Origin of the sequence: Pseudomonas sp. Irchel s3f19 (assembly GCF_900187555.1) — a bacterium.
Taxonomy (GTDB): domain Bacteria; phylum Pseudomonadota; class Gammaproteobacteria; order Pseudomonadales; family Pseudomonadaceae; genus Aquipseudomonas; species Aquipseudomonas capeferrum.
On sequence record NZ_FYDW01000018.1, the window covers coordinates 44,345 to 58,313 of the forward strand.

A 13,969-nucleotide genomic window follows, 5' to 3' on the forward strand; every position below is an offset into this window, starting at 1 on the left:
GCCGCTTCGCGGGGCAATCCGACTTGCCCCGCGAAGCATTCAGCGCTGGTGCGGGACCAGTACCACCTGCGCCGGCAATTTGCGCTGGATTTCATGCTTCTGCTTCAGCGCAAAGCTGCTGTCGAGCTTGTGAACGCGCTTTTCCAGCAGGGTCTTCAGCCAAGGTGCGTCCTCGGTGCGTGGTACCTGAAACACCACCTCGCACTGGTAATTGACCACGTCCTTGGCAATCTCATCGAGCTGACGGCGCATGGCAGCCATGTCCGTAGTCTTCAGCGCAATCACCGTACTTGGCGCAGTCGGGTCGATGACCCGCGCCTGGGGCTTGGCCTCGGCAGCTTTCAACGCCGCCTCGGCTTTCTCCAGCTCGGCTTTGCGCGCCTGGCTGACGGCATCACCACCGGTTACTGCCGGGGCTTGCGGCATCAGGGCGCGGGCGCGGGCCAGGGCGGTGGCCGCAGCGTTGACATCGCCCTTCTGCAGGACGATCTGGCTACGCTGCAGATACGCCTCGGCCAACTGCCGCTGGTATTGCTCCAGGCGCGGGTCTACCGGCGACTGTGCCTGCAATGCAGCCAGCTGGTCTTCGGCGGTGGCCAGCTCATTGCTGGCAATGTTTTGTTGCAACTGCTGCCAGGCATCGGCTTGAGCAGGTGCATCGGCCTGTTCGACCGGTGCGCTGGAACAGGCAGCCAGGAACAGGGAAAACGCGGCTACAAGCAGATAACGGGAGGCGAACGGCTTCATTCCTGCGACTCTCTATTTGCGCAAAAAGCGAGCAAGTCTACACCCAGGTGCGCACGCTCGAAAACAAGTCTTACAGACCCTTTACCCGTGAAAAGGTTGCAGGGCGCGCCTTCGGGCGCCCTGGCTTTCAGCGTTTCGGCAAGGCCAGGCTCAGCAAGAATAGCACTGCCGCGCAGACCACGATCGAAGGGCCGGCTGGGGTGTCCTTGAACCAGGACATGGCCAGGCCGCCACAAACCGCGGTCACCCCCAGTAGGCTGGCACCCAGGGCCATCTGTTCGGGCGAGCGGGCGTGGCGCTGCGCCGCAGCGGCCGGGATGATCAGCAACGAGGTGATCAGCAGCACGCCGACGATCTTCATCGCCACGGCAATCACCACCGCAATCAACAGCATCAATGCCAGGCGCAGGCCCGCCACGGGCAGGCCCTCGACCATGGCCAGTTCCTCGTGCACGGTCACCGCCAGCAAGGGCCGCCACAGTGCGGCGAGCAACAGCAGCACCAGTGCGCTGCCACCGAGGATCCAGGCAAGGTCCGTGGTGCTGATGGCCAGCAGGTCGCCGAACAGATAGGCCATCAGGTCGATGCGCACGTCGTGCATGAAGCTCAGCACCACCAGGCCCAAGGAAAGCGTGCTGGGGGCAAGGATGCCGAGCAGGGTGTCGGAGGCCAGCGGTTGGCGTTGCTGCAAAGTCACCAGCAGGATCGCCAGCAGCAGGCAGCCCACGGTCACTGCCAGGGCTGGGCTGACGTCCAGGGCGAAACCCAGGGCGACGCCGAGCAAGGCGGCGTGGGACAGGGTGTCGCCAAAATAGGCCATGCGCCGCCACACCACGAAAGACCCTAGTGGGCCGGCCACCAGCGCCAGGGACAGACCGGCAAGCAGGGCGTAGAGAAGAAAATCAGCCATGCTTGCAGTGCTCTCCGTGAACATGGGTGCCAGGGGCGACCACCGAGCCATGCAGGTCGTGGCTGTGGTCGTGATGGTGGTGATAGATGGCCAGGCTTTTCGCGTTCTGGCCGAACAGCTCGACGAAGGCCGGGTCGCCGCTGACTTGCTCCGGGTGGCCGGAACAGCACACGTGGCGGTTGAGGCAGACCACCTGATCGGTGGTGCTCATGACCAGGTGCAGGTCGTGGGAGACCATCAGCACGCCGCAGCCGTGGCGGTCGCGCAGGCGGGTGATGAGGTTGTACAGCTCGGTCTGGCCGACCACATCGACGCCTTGTACCGGTTCGTCGAGCACCAGCAGTTGCGGCTCGCGCAGCAGGGCCCGGGCCAGCAGCACGCGCTGCATTTCGCCGCCGGAAACGGTCTGGATCGGGTTGTCGATAACGTGCTCGGCGCCCACTTCCTGCAATGCCGACAGCGCCGCTGCCCGGTCGACGCCAGGCACCAGGCGCAAGAAACGCAGCACCGACAGCGGCAGCGTGGCGTCGACCTGGATTTTTTGCGGCATGTAGCCGATGCGCAGGCGCGGTTTACGCCATACCTTGCCCCGGTGCGGCTTGAGCAGCCCCAGCACGGCGCGTACCAGGGTAGTCTTGCCTGCCCCGTTGGGGCCGATCAGGGTGACGATCTGGCCCGGCGCCACCGACAAGTCGATGCTGTCGAGCACCGCTTCGCCGGCGAAGGTCACACCGACCTGCTCCAGGCGGATCAGCGCGTCGCTCATGCCGCGCTCCGGCAGCTGCCGCACAGGCCTACCACTTCCACGGTCTGGGTTTCGACGCTGAAGCCGACGCCCTTGGCGCTGTTGATGATGGCGTCGCTGATGCTGGCCTGCTCCAGCTCGATGGCCACATGGCAGGCGCGGCAGATCAGGAACTGGCCCTGGTGCACGTGCTCGGGGTGGCTGCAGCCAATGAACGCATTGAGTGAGGCGATGCGGTGCACCAGGCCGTTGTCGAGTAGGAAGTCCAGAGCGCGGTACACGGTTGGCGGTGCGGCGCGGCGGCCATCCTGCTCGCTGAGCACGGCAAGAATGTCGTAGGCGCCCAGCGGTTTGTGGCTTTGCCATACCAGCTCCAGCACACGGCGGCGCAGCGCGGTCAGGCGCAACCCTTGGCGGGTGCACAAGGCATCGGCTTCGGCCAGTGCGCTGTGTACGCAATGGGAGTGATCGTGGGGGCGGTTGGCCAGCGGCGTGATGGACATGGGCAGCGACGGTTCTGGATGGAGACGTTATTATGTTACCTGTTTCTGGCGAGCCGAGTATTCACCGTGTCCCGATTCCTAGCCCTTTTTGTCGCTTTCATCGCATTTTCAGCCCAGGCCGACGTGCGTGTGCTGACCAGCATCAAACCGCTGCAGCAGATCGCCGCCGCCGTTCAGGACGGGGTCGGCAGCCCGGATGTGCTGCTGCCGCCTGGCGCCTCGCCGCACCATTACGCCCTGCGCCCCTCCGACGTACGGCGCGTCGCGGACGCCGACCTGCTGTACTGGATCGGCCCGGACATGGAGAACTTCCTGCCCAGGGTGCTCAAAGGCCGAGACAAGGCCACCATCGCGGTTCAGTCGCTGACCGGCATGCAGCTGCGCCATTTTGGCGAAGACAGCCACTCGCATGAAGAAACCGACCAGGACGACCATGATCACGACCACCGCCCCGGTAGCCTGGATGCGCATCTGTGGTTGTCGTCGGTCAATGCCCGGGTGATCGCGGCGAAGATGGCGGCGGACCTGGCCGAGGTCGACCCGGCCAATGCCACGCGCTATCAAAGCAACCTGAAGGCATTCGTCGAGCGCCTGGATGCTCTGGATGGGCGCATCAAGGCACGTGTGGCCGGCATCGCCGACAAGCCGTACTTCGTGTTCCACGAAGCCTTTGACTACTTCGAGGCCGCCTATGGCCTGAAGCACGCCGGGGTATTCAGCGTGGCTTCGGAGGTGCAGCCGGGCGCCCAGCATGTGGCGGCCATGCGCAAACGCCTGCAGGAAGTGGGCAAGACCTGTGTGTTCAGCGAACCGCCGCTGCGCCCGCGCTTGGCCGAGACGTTGACCGCCGGGCTGCCGGTGCGCCTGGCCGAGCTGGATGCCCTGGGCGGCACCGACCCAGTGGACGGCAAGGGCTATGAGCGCTTGCTGGAGAAGCTGGGGGGTGATCTGGCCGGGTGCCTGGAGCAGTTGTAACCCTGTAGCGGCTTCTTCGCGGGCTTGCCCCGCGAAGAAGCCGGCGAGGTTCTAGAGCGCGAACGGCAGGTGCAACGCCACTTGCTGGCGCTGCGCCAGGCGCACCTCGAACTCGCTCGGGTCATGGATCATCACATCCATCCCGGCAAACGACTCCGCCGCGATCAGGCGCGACAGCCAGAAGCGCACGCAGCCGACCCGCAACATTTCCGGCCACAATTCGGCCTCGGCTGCGGTGAACGGCCGCAGCGCCGCATAGGCCGCCAGCAGCGCCTGGGCCCGTGGCACATCGAGCGCGCCCTGCTCATCGATGCACCAGTCGTTCACGGTGATGGCGATGTCATACAGCATTGGGCCCGAACAGGCGTTGTAGAAGTCGATCACCCCGCTCAGGTGGGTACCTTCGAACATCACGTTGTCGCGGAACAGGTCGGCGTGCAGGTTGGCCCGTGGCAAGGCCAGGATCTGCGCCTTGTGCGCGTTGATTTCGTCCAGCGCAGGCTGCAGCAGCGCAACCTGTTCGGCCGTGAGGCGCGGCATCAGCTCGGCCCCCGAGGCCAGCATCCAGTCCAGGCCGCGGTCGGTCTTGCGCTCGATGACGTGGTGACGGGTAGCCAGGTGAATGTGCGCGAGCAATTCGCCTACCTGCGCGCAGTGCTGGTTGTTCGGCACCTTGATGTGCTTGCCCGACAAGCGCGGCTGCAGCAGTGCAGGCTTGCCGCACAGTTCGCGCAGGCCATTGCCGTCGCGGTCACGCAGGGCGTAGGGCACCGGCATGTCGGCGGCGTGCAGCACGTCGAGCAGCTCGATGAAGAACGGCATGTCTTCGCTCGGGCCACGTTCGATCAGCGTCAGGACGAACTCACCCTGTTCCAGGCTGACGAAGAAGTTGCTGTTTTCGGTGCCGGCGGCGATGCCCTGGAAATCGAGCAGACGGCCCAGCTGGTACGGCGCCAGAAAGGTTTCCAGCTCAGGCCGGGTCACAGGGGTGAAGACTGACATGATGAAAAAATGCCCATACGGGCACTTCCGCCGGGAAGTGCCGGGTTGATGTGAACGATACGCGTCAGCTTACCACTCGAAGATCTTCCAGGACGGAATCAGCATGTCCGGCTGGTCGGAACGAATGAAATTGGCATCAGTGCCATCGGCGCGTACCAGAAAATAAGGCTTGCCGTTTTTCGGCGTGATCTTGATCGCATACAGGAAGCCGTTCTGGCGGTATTCCTGGATGGTTTTATCGCCTTCCGTGCGAATGGTCACCTCGGGATCGGCCGAGGGGGCGTCGTCCGCCGCCAGGGTGACGACTGGCATGGTTGCCAACAGACCGAGCAGTAACAGGCGATTGAGTGTACGCATGATAACCTTGTCCCTTTGTCGTCATTGATCCGGCTATTCTAGCTCCGGACCCGCCGAAAAGGTTGATTCTGCTCATGAGCCAAGCGCCCCTCGTCCTGGTGGACGGTTCCTCCTACCTCTACCGCGCTTTCCACGCATTGCCGCCGCTGACCACCTCCAAGGGCATGCCTACCGGCGCGGTGAAGGGTGTGCTGAACATGCTCAAGAGCCTGCGCAAGCAATACCCCGACAGCTTGTTTGCGGTGGTGTTCGACGCCAAGGGCGGTACCTTCCGCGATGCCATGTTCGCCGAGTACAAGGCCAACCGCCCGAGCATGCCTGACGACCTGCGGGTGCAGATCGAACCGTTGCATGCCAGCGTCAAGGCCTTGGGCTACCCGCTGCTGTGCGTCGAGGGCGTGGAGGCCGACGATGTGATCGGCACCTTGGCGCGCAGCAGTGCGGCGCAGGGCCGCTCGGTCATCATTTCGACCGGCGACAAGGACATGGCGCAGCTGGTGGACGGGCATGTCACCCTGGTCAACACCATGACCGGTAGCGTGATGGATGTTGCCGGGGTGCACGAAAAGTTTGGTGTCGGCCCTGAGCACATCATCGATTTCCTCGCCCTGATGGGCGACAAGGTCGACAACATCCCCGGCGTGCCGGGCGTGGGCGAGAAGACCGCTGCCGGCCTGCTGACAGGTATTGGTGGCGGCCTGCGCGACGTCTACGACAACCTCGACAAGGTGCCGACCCTGAGCATCCGCGGCGCCAAGACCCTGCCGGCCAAGCTTGAAGAGCACCGTGAGGCGGCGTTCCTGTCCTATGAGCTGGCCACCATCAAGCTCGACGTGCCGCTGGATATCGAAGTCGAGGCGCTGGTCTGCGGCGAGCCAGACCGTGATGCACTGCTGGCCTTGTACACCGAGATGGAATTCAAAAGCTGGGTCGCCGACGTTCAGCGCGAAGCCGCCAGGGCCGGGGCGACCGTGACCGTGCCGGAGGACGCGCCGGCGGCCAAGGTCGAACCCAAGTACGAGACGGTGCTCGACCAGGCCCGTTTCGATGCCTGGCTGGACAAGCTGCGCCAGGCCCCGCTGTTCGCGTTCGACACCGAAACCACCGGCCTCGATGCCCAGCAGGCGCAGCTGGTCGGCCTGTCGTTTGCGGTCGAGCCGCATGAGGCGGCGTATGTACCGCTGACCCACGACTACGAAGGCGCCCCGGTCCAGCTGGACCGCGAGGCCGTGCTGCTGGCGCTCAAACCCCTGCTGGAAGACCCGGCCAAAGCCAAGGTCGGGCAGAACGCCAAGTACGATATCAACATCCTGGCCAACGGCGCCCCGGCCATCCAGATGCGCGGCGTGGCCTACGACACCATGCTCGAGTCCTATGTGCTGGACTCCACGGCCACCCGTCACGACATGGACAGCCTGGCGCAGAAGTACCTCGACCACACCACCATCACCTTCGAGCAGATTGCCGGCAAGGGCGCGAAACAGCTGACCTTCAACCAGATCCCGCTGGACAAGGCCGGCCCGTACGCTGCCGAAGATGCCGACATCACTCTGCGCCTGCACCAGGCACTGCAGCTGCGCCTGGCCAAGACCCCAAGCGTGCAACCGGTGCTGATGGACATCGAGATGCCGCTGGTGCCGGTGCTGGCGAAAATCGAGCGCCAAGGCGCGTTGGTGGATGCCGAACTGCTCCACGTGCAAAGCGGCGAACTGGGCGTGAAAATGGCTGAACTGGAGCGCCAGGCCTATGAGCTGGCTGGCGAGACGTTCAACCTCGGCTCGCCCAAGCAGTTGGGGGCGATCCTCTACGACAAGCTGGGCATGCCGGTGCTGAGCAAGACTGCCAAGGGCCAGCCGTCCACCGCCGAGGCGGTACTCGACGAGCTGGCCGAGCAAGGCTACCCGCTGCCCGAGGTACTGATGCAGTACCGCAGCCTGAGCAAGCTCAAGAGCACCTACACCGACAAGCTGCCGGGGCAGATCAACCCGCGCACCGGGCGCATTCACACCTCTTATCAGCAGGCAGTGGCCGCCACCGGGCGCCTGTCGTCCAGCGACCCGAACCTGCAGAACATCCCGATCCGCACCGCCGAAGGTCGGCGTATCCGTCAGGCCTTCGTGGCCAGCCCCGGTTACAAGCTGCTGGCGGCGGACTATTCGCAGATCGAACTGCGCATCATGGCCCACCTGGCCAAGGACGAAGGTTTGCTGCATGCCTTCCGCAACAACCTCGACGTGCACCGCGCCACTGCTGCCGAAGTGTTCGGTGTGGCGCTGGAAAATGTCACCACCGACCAGCGCCGCAGCGCCAAGGCCATCAACTTCGGCCTGATCTACGGCATGAGTGCCTTTGGCCTGGCCAAGCAGATTGGCGTCGACCGCAAGCAATCCCAGGACTACATCGACCGTTACTTCGCCCGTTACCCAGGCGTGCTGGCTTACATGGAGCGCACCCGCGCCCAGGCGGCCGAGCAAGGTTTCGTCGAAACCCTGTTCGGCCGCCGGCTGTACTTGCCGGATATCAACGCCAAGAACCCGGCCCTGCGCAAAGGCGCCGAGCGGACGGCGATCAACGCCCCGATGCAGGGTACTGCGGCCGATATCATCAAGCGGGCGATGGTCAACGTGGACAACTGGCTGACCGAGAGCGGCCTGGATGCCCGGGTGATCCTTCAGGTGCACGATGAACTGGTGCTGGAGGTGCGTGAGGAGTTGGTCGAGCAGGTGAAAGATGAAATCCGCCTGCACATGAGCCGTGCCGCACAGCTGGATGTGCCGTTGCTGGTCGAAGCAGGAATTGGCGCGAATTGGGACGAAGCTCACTGATTGAGCCTGCAAAGCTGTGTAGGATCTGCGACGTAGTGACGCGGATCCTGGCATAGCTAGATGCCATTAGTGCTGGGGTTTCATGAAACTATCGCAAATAGTTTTCAAGGCTTCGGAACTAAACCGGTGAAGCGGAACTCAGAGTAACTGAATGGCTGGTGAAGCCCTTCGATGCTCCTATGTTGTGTTAAGTGTTGGCAGATATCTGGACCCCGCCCTAGCGGTCCGGACTTGGACCCCGAACTTCCCCCTCCCCATACGAAGTCCGGGGTTTTTTTTGCCTGGGATTTGACCACCCTACGATCCCTGGAGCGGCCTTGCGGCAAGGCTCCAGGATCAGTGATCAGCCTTTATTCCGCAGGCTTGTCTTCCAGTTCCATCCAGCCCGCCAGTACGCGGTAGGCCTCTTCGAGCCCCAGGCGCTTGGGCGCCGAGAACAACTGGATGGTCACCGCGTCGCCCCACCCCTTGCGGATCTCGGACTGCACCTTGAGCAAGGTGTTCTTGCCCGCGCCGTGGGTCAGCTTGTCGGCCTTGGTCAGTAGAATGTGCATCGGCATGCCGCTGGCCTTGGCCCAGTCGAGCATCATCTTGTCGAAGTCGGTCATCGGATGGCGCACGTCCATCATCAAGATCACCCCGCGCAGACACTCGCGGCTGCCCAGGTAGGCTTCCAGGTGGCGCTGCCAGTGCTGCTTGAGCGGAATCGGTACTTTTGCATAACCGTAGCCCGGCAGGTCGACCAAACGCCGTTCATCGTCCAGACTGAAGAAATTCAACAGCTGGGTGCGCCCCGGGGTTTTCGAGGTGCGCGCCAGGCTGGCATGAGTCAGGGTATTGAGGGCGCTGGATTTGCCGGCGTTGGAGCGGCCGGCGAAAGCCACCTCGTAACCCTGGTCGTCCGGGCATTGTTCGACCTTGGCAGCGCTGAGGGCGAATGTGGCTTTCTGGCAGAGGCCGAGGATGGGGTTCTTGACTTGCATGGGATATCCGATGTGGGTGTTGCCTGACTCTGAAGGCTCGAGCCTGGCAAGCGGTGTCGTTTCCGTTTGGATGGCGGAAGTATATAATGCCCCAGTTTTTGTGTGCTCATTCTCCCAGCGAAGGAGAGCGAGCATGGGGTGTCGAACAATAGCTCGCGCATCAGAACGCAGCGCGGCCCCCAACCCTGAAGGTCGTTCCGCATGGCGAAATGGCTGCTTGCTGTCGGTATGTTCCTGCCGTTTTTCAGCGCACAGGCTACACAGGATCCCGAGGTGTTGTACAACCGCACGTGTGCGGCCTGTCACGCCGGGCAGTTGCCCCAGGCCCCCCAGCGGGGTAACCGGGCAGCGTGGGAGCCAAGGCTGGCGCAAGGTGTGGATGTACTCGTGAGGCATGTGACCCAGGGTTTCAAGGCTATGCCGCCGCGTGGATTGTGCATGGACTGCAGTGCCGAGGACTACCGTTTGGTCATCCTTTGGATGAGCGGCAGTCCCGATACATAACATTTCACCCTTAGCCGTGTTGGATTAGCTGATGAACAAACTAGTCGTGAGTCTGCTGTTGACCATGGGTGTCGCAGGTGCGGCCACTGCTGCGCAACCTATCAAAGGCGATGCCGCCGCCGGCCAGGCCAAGACGGCCGTCTGTGGTGCCTGCCACAACCCCGACGGCAATAGCCTGGCACCGAACTTCCCGAAACTGGCAGGCCAGGGCCAGCGCTACCTCGAAAAACAACTGCACGATATCAAGTCCGGCAAGCGCACCGTGCTGGAGATGACCGGCATGCTGGCCGCCTTCAGTGACCAGGACCTGGCCGATATCGCCGCGTACTTTGCCAGCCAGAAGGGCAGCGTCGGGGCGGCCGACCCCAAGCTGGTCGAGCGTGGCCGTGCCCTGTTCAACGGCGGCGACCTGGAAAAAGGCCTGCCTGCCTGTACCGGCTGCCACTCGCCCAACGGCGCAGGTATCGCCTTGGCCGGCTTCCCGCACCTGAGCGGGCAGCACGCGCAGTACGTGACCAAGCAGCTGACCGAGTTCCGTGAAGGCGTGCGTACCAACGATGGCGACGCCACGACCATGCGCACCATCGCGGGCAAGCTGAGCAACCACGATATCGAAGCGTTGGCCAGCTACATCCAGGGCCTGCACTGAGGTGGTTGTCGATTTCTTCGCGGCTGAACCCGCGAAGAAATTGGCGCATTAACATTCGGTTAATGTTGTAAGGCAAAGATGAAAGGGCGGCCGGACCGCCCTTTTTTGCGTCCGCAGCCGTTACACTACAGAACTCGGGCCTGGCCCGACCTGTCTCAGGTACAGGTCGCGTCGAGGCGACCCATGAATGCTCAGGAGTAAAGCATGCGTAAACTGATTCTCAGCGCTGCGTTGGTCGCCGCCAGCGTATTCGGTATGACCGCCGTTCAGGCCACCGAGCCTGATGCCGGCAAGCCCTATATCGAGCTGAGCAACCCTGTTCCGGTTTCCGTGCCCGGCAAGATCGAAGTGGTCGAGCTGTTCTGGTACGGCTGCCCTCACTGCTACCACTTCGAGCCGACCATCAACCCGTGGGCCGAAAAGCTGCCAGCGGACGTCAACTTCAAGCGCGTACCCGCCATGTTCGGTGGCCCGTGGGACGCACACGGCCAGATGTTCCTGACCCTCGAAGCCATGGGCGTCGAGCACAAGGTTCACGCGGCAGTGTTCGATGCCATTCAGAACCAGAAAAAACGCCTGACCGACCCAGAGGACATGGCCGACTTCCTCGCCACTCAAGGCGTGGACAAGGACAAGTTCCTCGCCACCTTCAACTCCTTCGCCATCAAAGGCCAGGTCAACCAGGCCAAAGAACTGTCGAAGAAGTACGAAATCACCGGCGTACCGAGCTTGGTCGTCAACGGCAAGTACCGCTTCGACCTGGGCACTGCAGGCGGGCCTGAAGGCGTGCTGAAAGTGGCCGACCAGCTGATCGACAAGGAGCGCGCCGCTAAGTAAGCGGCGTACCCATGCCCCGCTTCAGAACCACGCGTGGCATTGGCCTGCACCAGCCGCAGGTCAACGAGCATCACCTGCAGGCTCCGGGCCTGCCAGAGGATGGTCGCCTGCGGCTGCTCAGTTTCAACATTCAGGTCGGCATCAGCACCGAGCGCTACCGGCACTACCTGACCCGCAGCTGGCAGCACCTGCTGCCGCATACCGGGCGTGCCGGCAACCTGCAGAAGATCGGCCAACTGCTCGGTGACTTCGACCTGGTGGCCCTGCAAGAAGCCGATGGTGGCAGCCTGCGCTCAGGCTACATCAACCAGGTCGAACACCTGGCTCACCTGGGTGCCTTCCCCTATTGGTACCAGCAGCTCAATCGCAACCTTGGGCGCTTTGCCCAGCACAGCAACGGCGTGCTCAGCCGTCTCAAGCCGCAACACCTTGAAGACCACCCTTTGCCCGGCCCGTCCGGTCGCGGTGCAATCCTGGTGCGTTTCGGCGAAGGTGAAGATGCGCTGATCGTGGTGATGATGCACCTGGCACTCGGCGCCAAGACCCGTGCCCTGCAGCTCAGCTATATTCGCGAGCTGATCGGCGGCTACCGCCATCAGGTGTTGATGGGTGACATGAACACCCATGCCACCGACCTGCTGGAGCGTTCGCCCCTGCGCGATCTGGGCCTGGTTGCCCCTCAGGTCGAGGCCACCTTCCCCAGCTGGCGACCGCAGCGTTGCCTGGACCATATCCTGCTCAGCCCAACCCTTACGCTTGAGCGTGTCGAGGTGTTGGCGCAGCCAATTTCCGATCACCTTCCCGTTGCCGTCGAGATTCGATTGCCTGATGCATTGACTGTGGATACGCTGCCGGTTTTGAGCTAATTGCCATCACCGTTTGCGGACCTGGGCATGACTGACGACGCTGAGCGCTGGAAAGAGAAATACCTTAAGAGCATCGAGCAGCAAGAGAAGCTTGAGCGCCGTTGGGACGCACGTCTCGACCTGCTGCGTCGCGGGCTCGTGCGCAGCACCCTGGCCGCCGAAGGTAGCGACAAGGTGGTGGACGCGTGCATGAAGGAAATGCGCGAGGTCATCCGCAGCGACAATATGGACGCGGGCCTTGCCGGGCTGATCCCGCGCCTGGAAAAGGCGGTGCTGGACTCCGAGCAGCGCCGGGAAACCCGCATGAACCAGGTCAGCGATGCGCTGACATCGCTGGTGAGCCAGCTGCAAGGCCTGCCGTTGCCGAGCGACATCTTGCGGCCGCTGAAAAAGCTGGCGAAGAAGCTCGATGGTGGGGTCGCCCAGTCACGTGAACTGCCCCCGCTGCTGGGCGAGCTGAGTGGCCTGCAAGGCCGCGCACTCTCTGCCCTGGGCAAGCCCGAGGAAGAGCGACCGGGCTTTTTGCAGCGTTTGTTTGGCGGGCGCGAGAACGAGCAACCCGGCGAAGCTGACGCCGACGCCGAGGCTACGCTGGCAGCAGCGCCTGCGGGCGTGATGGCAGACGCAGTGCCGCAGCCGGCAGCAGCCCCCGTACAGCGCACAGCCGAGGACCCGCAGCCCGACGATGTGGACGCCCTGCTGCCGTTGCCAGCCCCGCTGACTGAGGCACAGGCGCCCGAGGGCCCGGCGCTGATCGAAACCACAGACACGCCGGCCACGCCACAACCTGAGTCCTTGCCGGACGAGGCGCCCGAGCTGGCTACTACCCTCATCTCTCCCGCAGCTGAGGCAGAACCTGCGCAGGCGCTCGAAGACACCTTCGGCGAAGACGGCCCCTATGCCCTGCCCTATGCGGTAGAGCCGCCCTACAGCCAAGTGGCCGCACACATCGAACAGACCCTTATCGGCCTGCTCGACGACCTCAGCCTGCCCGAACGGCACAAGGCGCAGGCCCAGGAAATGCGCGAGCGGGTGGCGCGTGGGCTGAATTGGTATGAGCTGATCCCGGTGCTGGATGACCTAGCGGTGCTGATGTTGGCGATAACCGACAGCGGCCAGCACGAATTCGAGACCTACCTGCAACAGATCAACGAGCGCCTGGAAAGCTTCCAGAGTCACCTGCACGAAGCCAGTGCCGGGCATGCCGACAACAGCAGCGCCGCCCAGGCGCTCGATACCCAGCTGCGCAAGCAGGTCGATGGGCTGCAGAGCAGTGTGCAAGGTGCCGCCGATGTGGACAGCCTCAAGCACATCCTGGAAAACCGCCTCGAAGGCCTGTTGGTAACCATGGACGAACACAAGCACGAGCGTGATCGTCGCGAGCAGGAGCTCGCCGGGCGCCTGCAAGGCCTGTCCGAGCGGGTGGCGAACATGGAACACGAGGCGCTCGGTTATCGCGAGCACCTCGAAGAGCAGCGGCAAAAGGCGTTGCTGGACCCGCTGACCGGCCTGCCCAATCGCGCGGCCTGGAGCGAGCACCTGGAACGCGAGATGCTCGACTGGCATGAAAGTGGCGGCCATCTGGCCATGGCGATCCTCGACCTGGACCACTTCAAGCGCATCAACGACAACTATGGGCACCTGGCGGGGGACAAGGTGTTGAAGATCGTCGCCGACCAGCTGCGCAAACGCCTGCGAGGGCGCGATTTCATTGCGCGCTTCGGCGGTGAGGAGTTCGTGCTGCTGTTCCCGCAGACCTCGCCAGCGGCCGCCGCCCAGATGGCCGAGGTACTGCGTGCGACCATCGAAGCGTGCCCGTTCCACTTCAAGGGTGAACGCGTGGTGATCACCGCCTCTATCGGGCTGGGCGCGTTTCGTTCGGGCGAGCGCGGCGACCAGGTGCTCAAGCGCGCCGACACCGCGTTGTACCGGGCCAAGGATTTGGGGCGAAATCGAGTGGAGCAGGGGTAAATATGTACCGCGTTGCGGGCTGAGAAGTGTTCGAGACTGGCTTGCCGTGATGCTGAATCACCAGCAGCGGTCGATTGAACTACTTACTCAGGAGT

Annotated in this window: 13 protein-coding genes and 1 pseudogene; 7 read left to right on the forward strand and 7 right to left on the reverse strand. The window is 63.4% G+C overall.

Annotation, left to right across the window (positions count from 1 at the left end; all coding sequences use genetic code 11):
- Positions 1 to 39 precede the first annotated feature (39 nt).
- The 4 genes from CKW22_RS25645 to zur all read right to left on the reverse strand — a co-directional run bounded on the left by CKW22_RS25645 (position 40) and on the right by zur (position 2,905).
- A complete protein-coding gene (locus CKW22_RS25645) occupies positions 40 to 747 on the reverse strand; it encodes a PA5502 family lipoprotein (protein ID WP_033702523.1) in 708 nt (235 codons plus the stop codon).
- A 127-nt stretch (positions 748 to 874) separates the two neighbouring features.
- A complete protein-coding gene (gene znuB, locus CKW22_RS25650; RefSeq protein ID WP_033702524.1) occupies positions 875 to 1,657 on the reverse strand; it encodes a zinc ABC transporter permease subunit ZnuB in 783 nt (260 codons plus the stop codon).
- The gene (znuC, locus tag CKW22_RS25655; RefSeq protein ID WP_033702525.1) at positions 1,650 to 2,423 is read right to left on the reverse strand and encodes a zinc ABC transporter ATP-binding protein ZnuC; all 774 of its coding nucleotides are present in this window, start codon (positions 2,421 to 2,423) and stop codon (positions 1,650 to 1,652) included. The genes znuB and znuC overlap by 8 nt, the downstream gene beginning before the upstream one ends.
- Positions 2,420 to 2,905: a zinc uptake transcriptional repressor Zur gene (gene zur / locus CKW22_RS25660; protein ID WP_033702526.1), complete on the reverse strand. Its 486-nt coding sequence runs from the start codon at positions 2,903 to 2,905 to the stop codon at positions 2,420 to 2,422. The genes znuC and zur overlap by 4 nt, the downstream gene beginning before the upstream one ends.
- 18 nt (positions 2,906 to 2,923) lie before the next feature.
- Between zur and CKW22_RS25665 the strand changes: the two genes are divergently transcribed.
- Positions 2,924 to 3,880 carry a zinc ABC transporter substrate-binding protein gene (locus CKW22_RS25665; RefSeq protein WP_095065497.1) on the forward strand — a complete coding sequence of 319 codons (957 nt, stop codon included), beginning with the start codon at positions 2,924 to 2,926 and terminating at the stop codon, positions 3,878 to 3,880.
- A gap of 51 nt (positions 3,881 to 3,931) precedes the next feature.
- On the opposite strand, the gene CKW22_RS25670 is transcribed toward CKW22_RS25665, so the two are convergent.
- Positions 3,932 to 4,882 carry a homoserine kinase gene (locus CKW22_RS25670; protein ID WP_033702527.1) on the reverse strand — a complete coding sequence of 317 codons (951 nt, stop codon included), beginning with the start codon at positions 4,880 to 4,882 and terminating at the stop codon, positions 3,932 to 3,934.
- Between the two features lie 69 nt (positions 4,883 to 4,951).
- The gene (locus tag CKW22_RS25675) at positions 4,952 to 5,239 is read right to left on the reverse strand and encodes a DUF2782 domain-containing protein (RefSeq protein WP_010951520.1); all 288 of its coding nucleotides are present in this window, start codon (positions 5,237 to 5,239) and stop codon (positions 4,952 to 4,954) included.
- Positions 5,240 to 5,313: 74 nt separating this feature from the next.
- On the opposite strand from CKW22_RS25675, the gene polA reads away from it, so the two are divergent.
- On the forward strand, positions 5,314 to 8,064 hold the full coding sequence (gene polA, locus CKW22_RS25680; protein WP_033702528.1) for a DNA polymerase I: 2,751 nt from the start codon (positions 5,314 to 5,316) through the stop codon (positions 8,062 to 8,064).
- 350 nt (positions 8,065 to 8,414) lie between these two features.
- Here the strand turns inward: polA and yihA are convergent, their stop codons facing one another.
- A complete protein-coding gene (gene yihA / locus CKW22_RS25685) occupies positions 8,415 to 9,047 on the reverse strand; it encodes a ribosome biogenesis GTP-binding protein YihA/YsxC (protein WP_033702529.1) in 633 nt (210 codons plus the stop codon).
- Positions 9,048 to 9,248: 201 nt separating this feature from the next.
- Between yihA and CKW22_RS25690 the strand changes: the two genes are divergently transcribed.
- The 5 genes and pseudogenes from CKW22_RS25690 to CKW22_RS25710 all read left to right on the forward strand — a co-directional run bounded on the left by CKW22_RS25690 (position 9,249) and on the right by CKW22_RS25710 (position 13,874).
- Entirely contained in the window at positions 9,249 to 9,551 is a 303-nt protein-coding gene (locus CKW22_RS25690) for a cytochrome c5 family protein (RefSeq protein ID WP_033702530.1), read from the forward strand.
- Between the two features lie 31 nt (positions 9,552 to 9,582).
- Positions 9,583 to 10,200 carry a cytochrome c gene (locus tag CKW22_RS25695; protein ID WP_033702531.1) on the forward strand — a complete coding sequence of 206 codons (618 nt, stop codon included), beginning with the start codon at positions 9,583 to 9,585 and terminating at the stop codon, positions 10,198 to 10,200.
- Between the two features lie 204 nt (positions 10,201 to 10,404).
- Positions 10,405 to 11,037, forward strand: coding sequence for a thiol:disulfide interchange protein DsbA (gene dsbA / locus CKW22_RS25700; RefSeq protein WP_033702532.1), 633 nt, complete (start codon positions 10,405 to 10,407; stop codon positions 11,035 to 11,037).
- A gap of 33 nt (positions 11,038 to 11,070) precedes the next feature.
- Positions 11,071 to 11,903: pseudogene (locus CKW22_RS25705) on the forward strand (endonuclease/exonuclease/phosphatase family protein).
- Between the two features lie 27 nt (positions 11,904 to 11,930).
- Positions 11,931 to 13,874, forward strand: coding sequence for a GGDEF domain-containing protein (locus tag CKW22_RS25710; RefSeq protein WP_095065501.1), 1,944 nt, complete (start codon positions 11,931 to 11,933; stop codon positions 13,872 to 13,874).
- Positions 13,875 to 13,969: the final 95 nt, after the last annotated feature.

Bases quoted from the DNA above. Each gene is read 5' to 3' on its own strand.
- znuB (WP_033702524.1), bottom strand. From the start codon at position 1,657: ATGGCTGATTTTCTTCTCTACGCCCTGCTTGCCGGTCTGTCCCTGGCG.
- zur (WP_033702526.1), bottom strand. From the start codon at position 2,905: ATGTCCATCACGCCGCTGGCCAACCGCCCCCACGATCACTCCCATTGC.
- polA (WP_033702528.1), top strand. From the start codon at position 5,314: ATGAGCCAAGCGCCCCTCGTCCTGGTGGACGGTTCCTCCTACCTCTAC.
- CKW22_RS25695 (WP_033702531.1), top strand. From the start codon at position 9,583: ATGAACAAACTAGTCGTGAGTCTGCTGTTGACCATGGGTGTCGCAGGT.
- yihA (WP_033702529.1), bottom strand. From the start codon at position 9,047: ATGCAAGTCAAGAACCCCATCCTCGGCCTCTGCCAGAAAGCCACATTC.
- CKW22_RS25710 (WP_095065501.1), top strand. From the start codon at position 11,931: ATGACTGACGACGCTGAGCGCTGGAAAGAGAAATACCTTAAGAGCATC.
- CKW22_RS25645 (WP_033702523.1), bottom strand. From the start codon at position 747: ATGAAGCCGTTCGCCTCCCGTTATCTGCTTGTAGCCGCGTTTTCCCTG.
- dsbA (WP_033702532.1), top strand. From the start codon at position 10,405: ATGCGTAAACTGATTCTCAGCGCTGCGTTGGTCGCCGCCAGCGTATTC.
- CKW22_RS25665 (WP_095065497.1), top strand. From the start codon at position 2,924: ATGGAGACGTTATTATGTTACCTGTTTCTGGCGAGCCGAGTATTCACC.
- CKW22_RS25670 (WP_033702527.1), bottom strand. From the start codon at position 4,882: ATGTCAGTCTTCACCCCTGTGACCCGGCCTGAGCTGGAAACCTTTCTG.
- CKW22_RS25675 (WP_010951520.1), bottom strand. From the start codon at position 5,239: ATGCGTACACTCAATCGCCTGTTACTGCTCGGTCTGTTGGCAACCATG.
- CKW22_RS25690 (WP_033702530.1), top strand. From the start codon at position 9,249: ATGGCGAAATGGCTGCTTGCTGTCGGTATGTTCCTGCCGTTTTTCAGC.
- znuC (WP_033702525.1), bottom strand. From the start codon at position 2,423: ATGAGCGACGCGCTGATCCGCCTGGAGCAGGTCGGTGTGACCTTCGCC.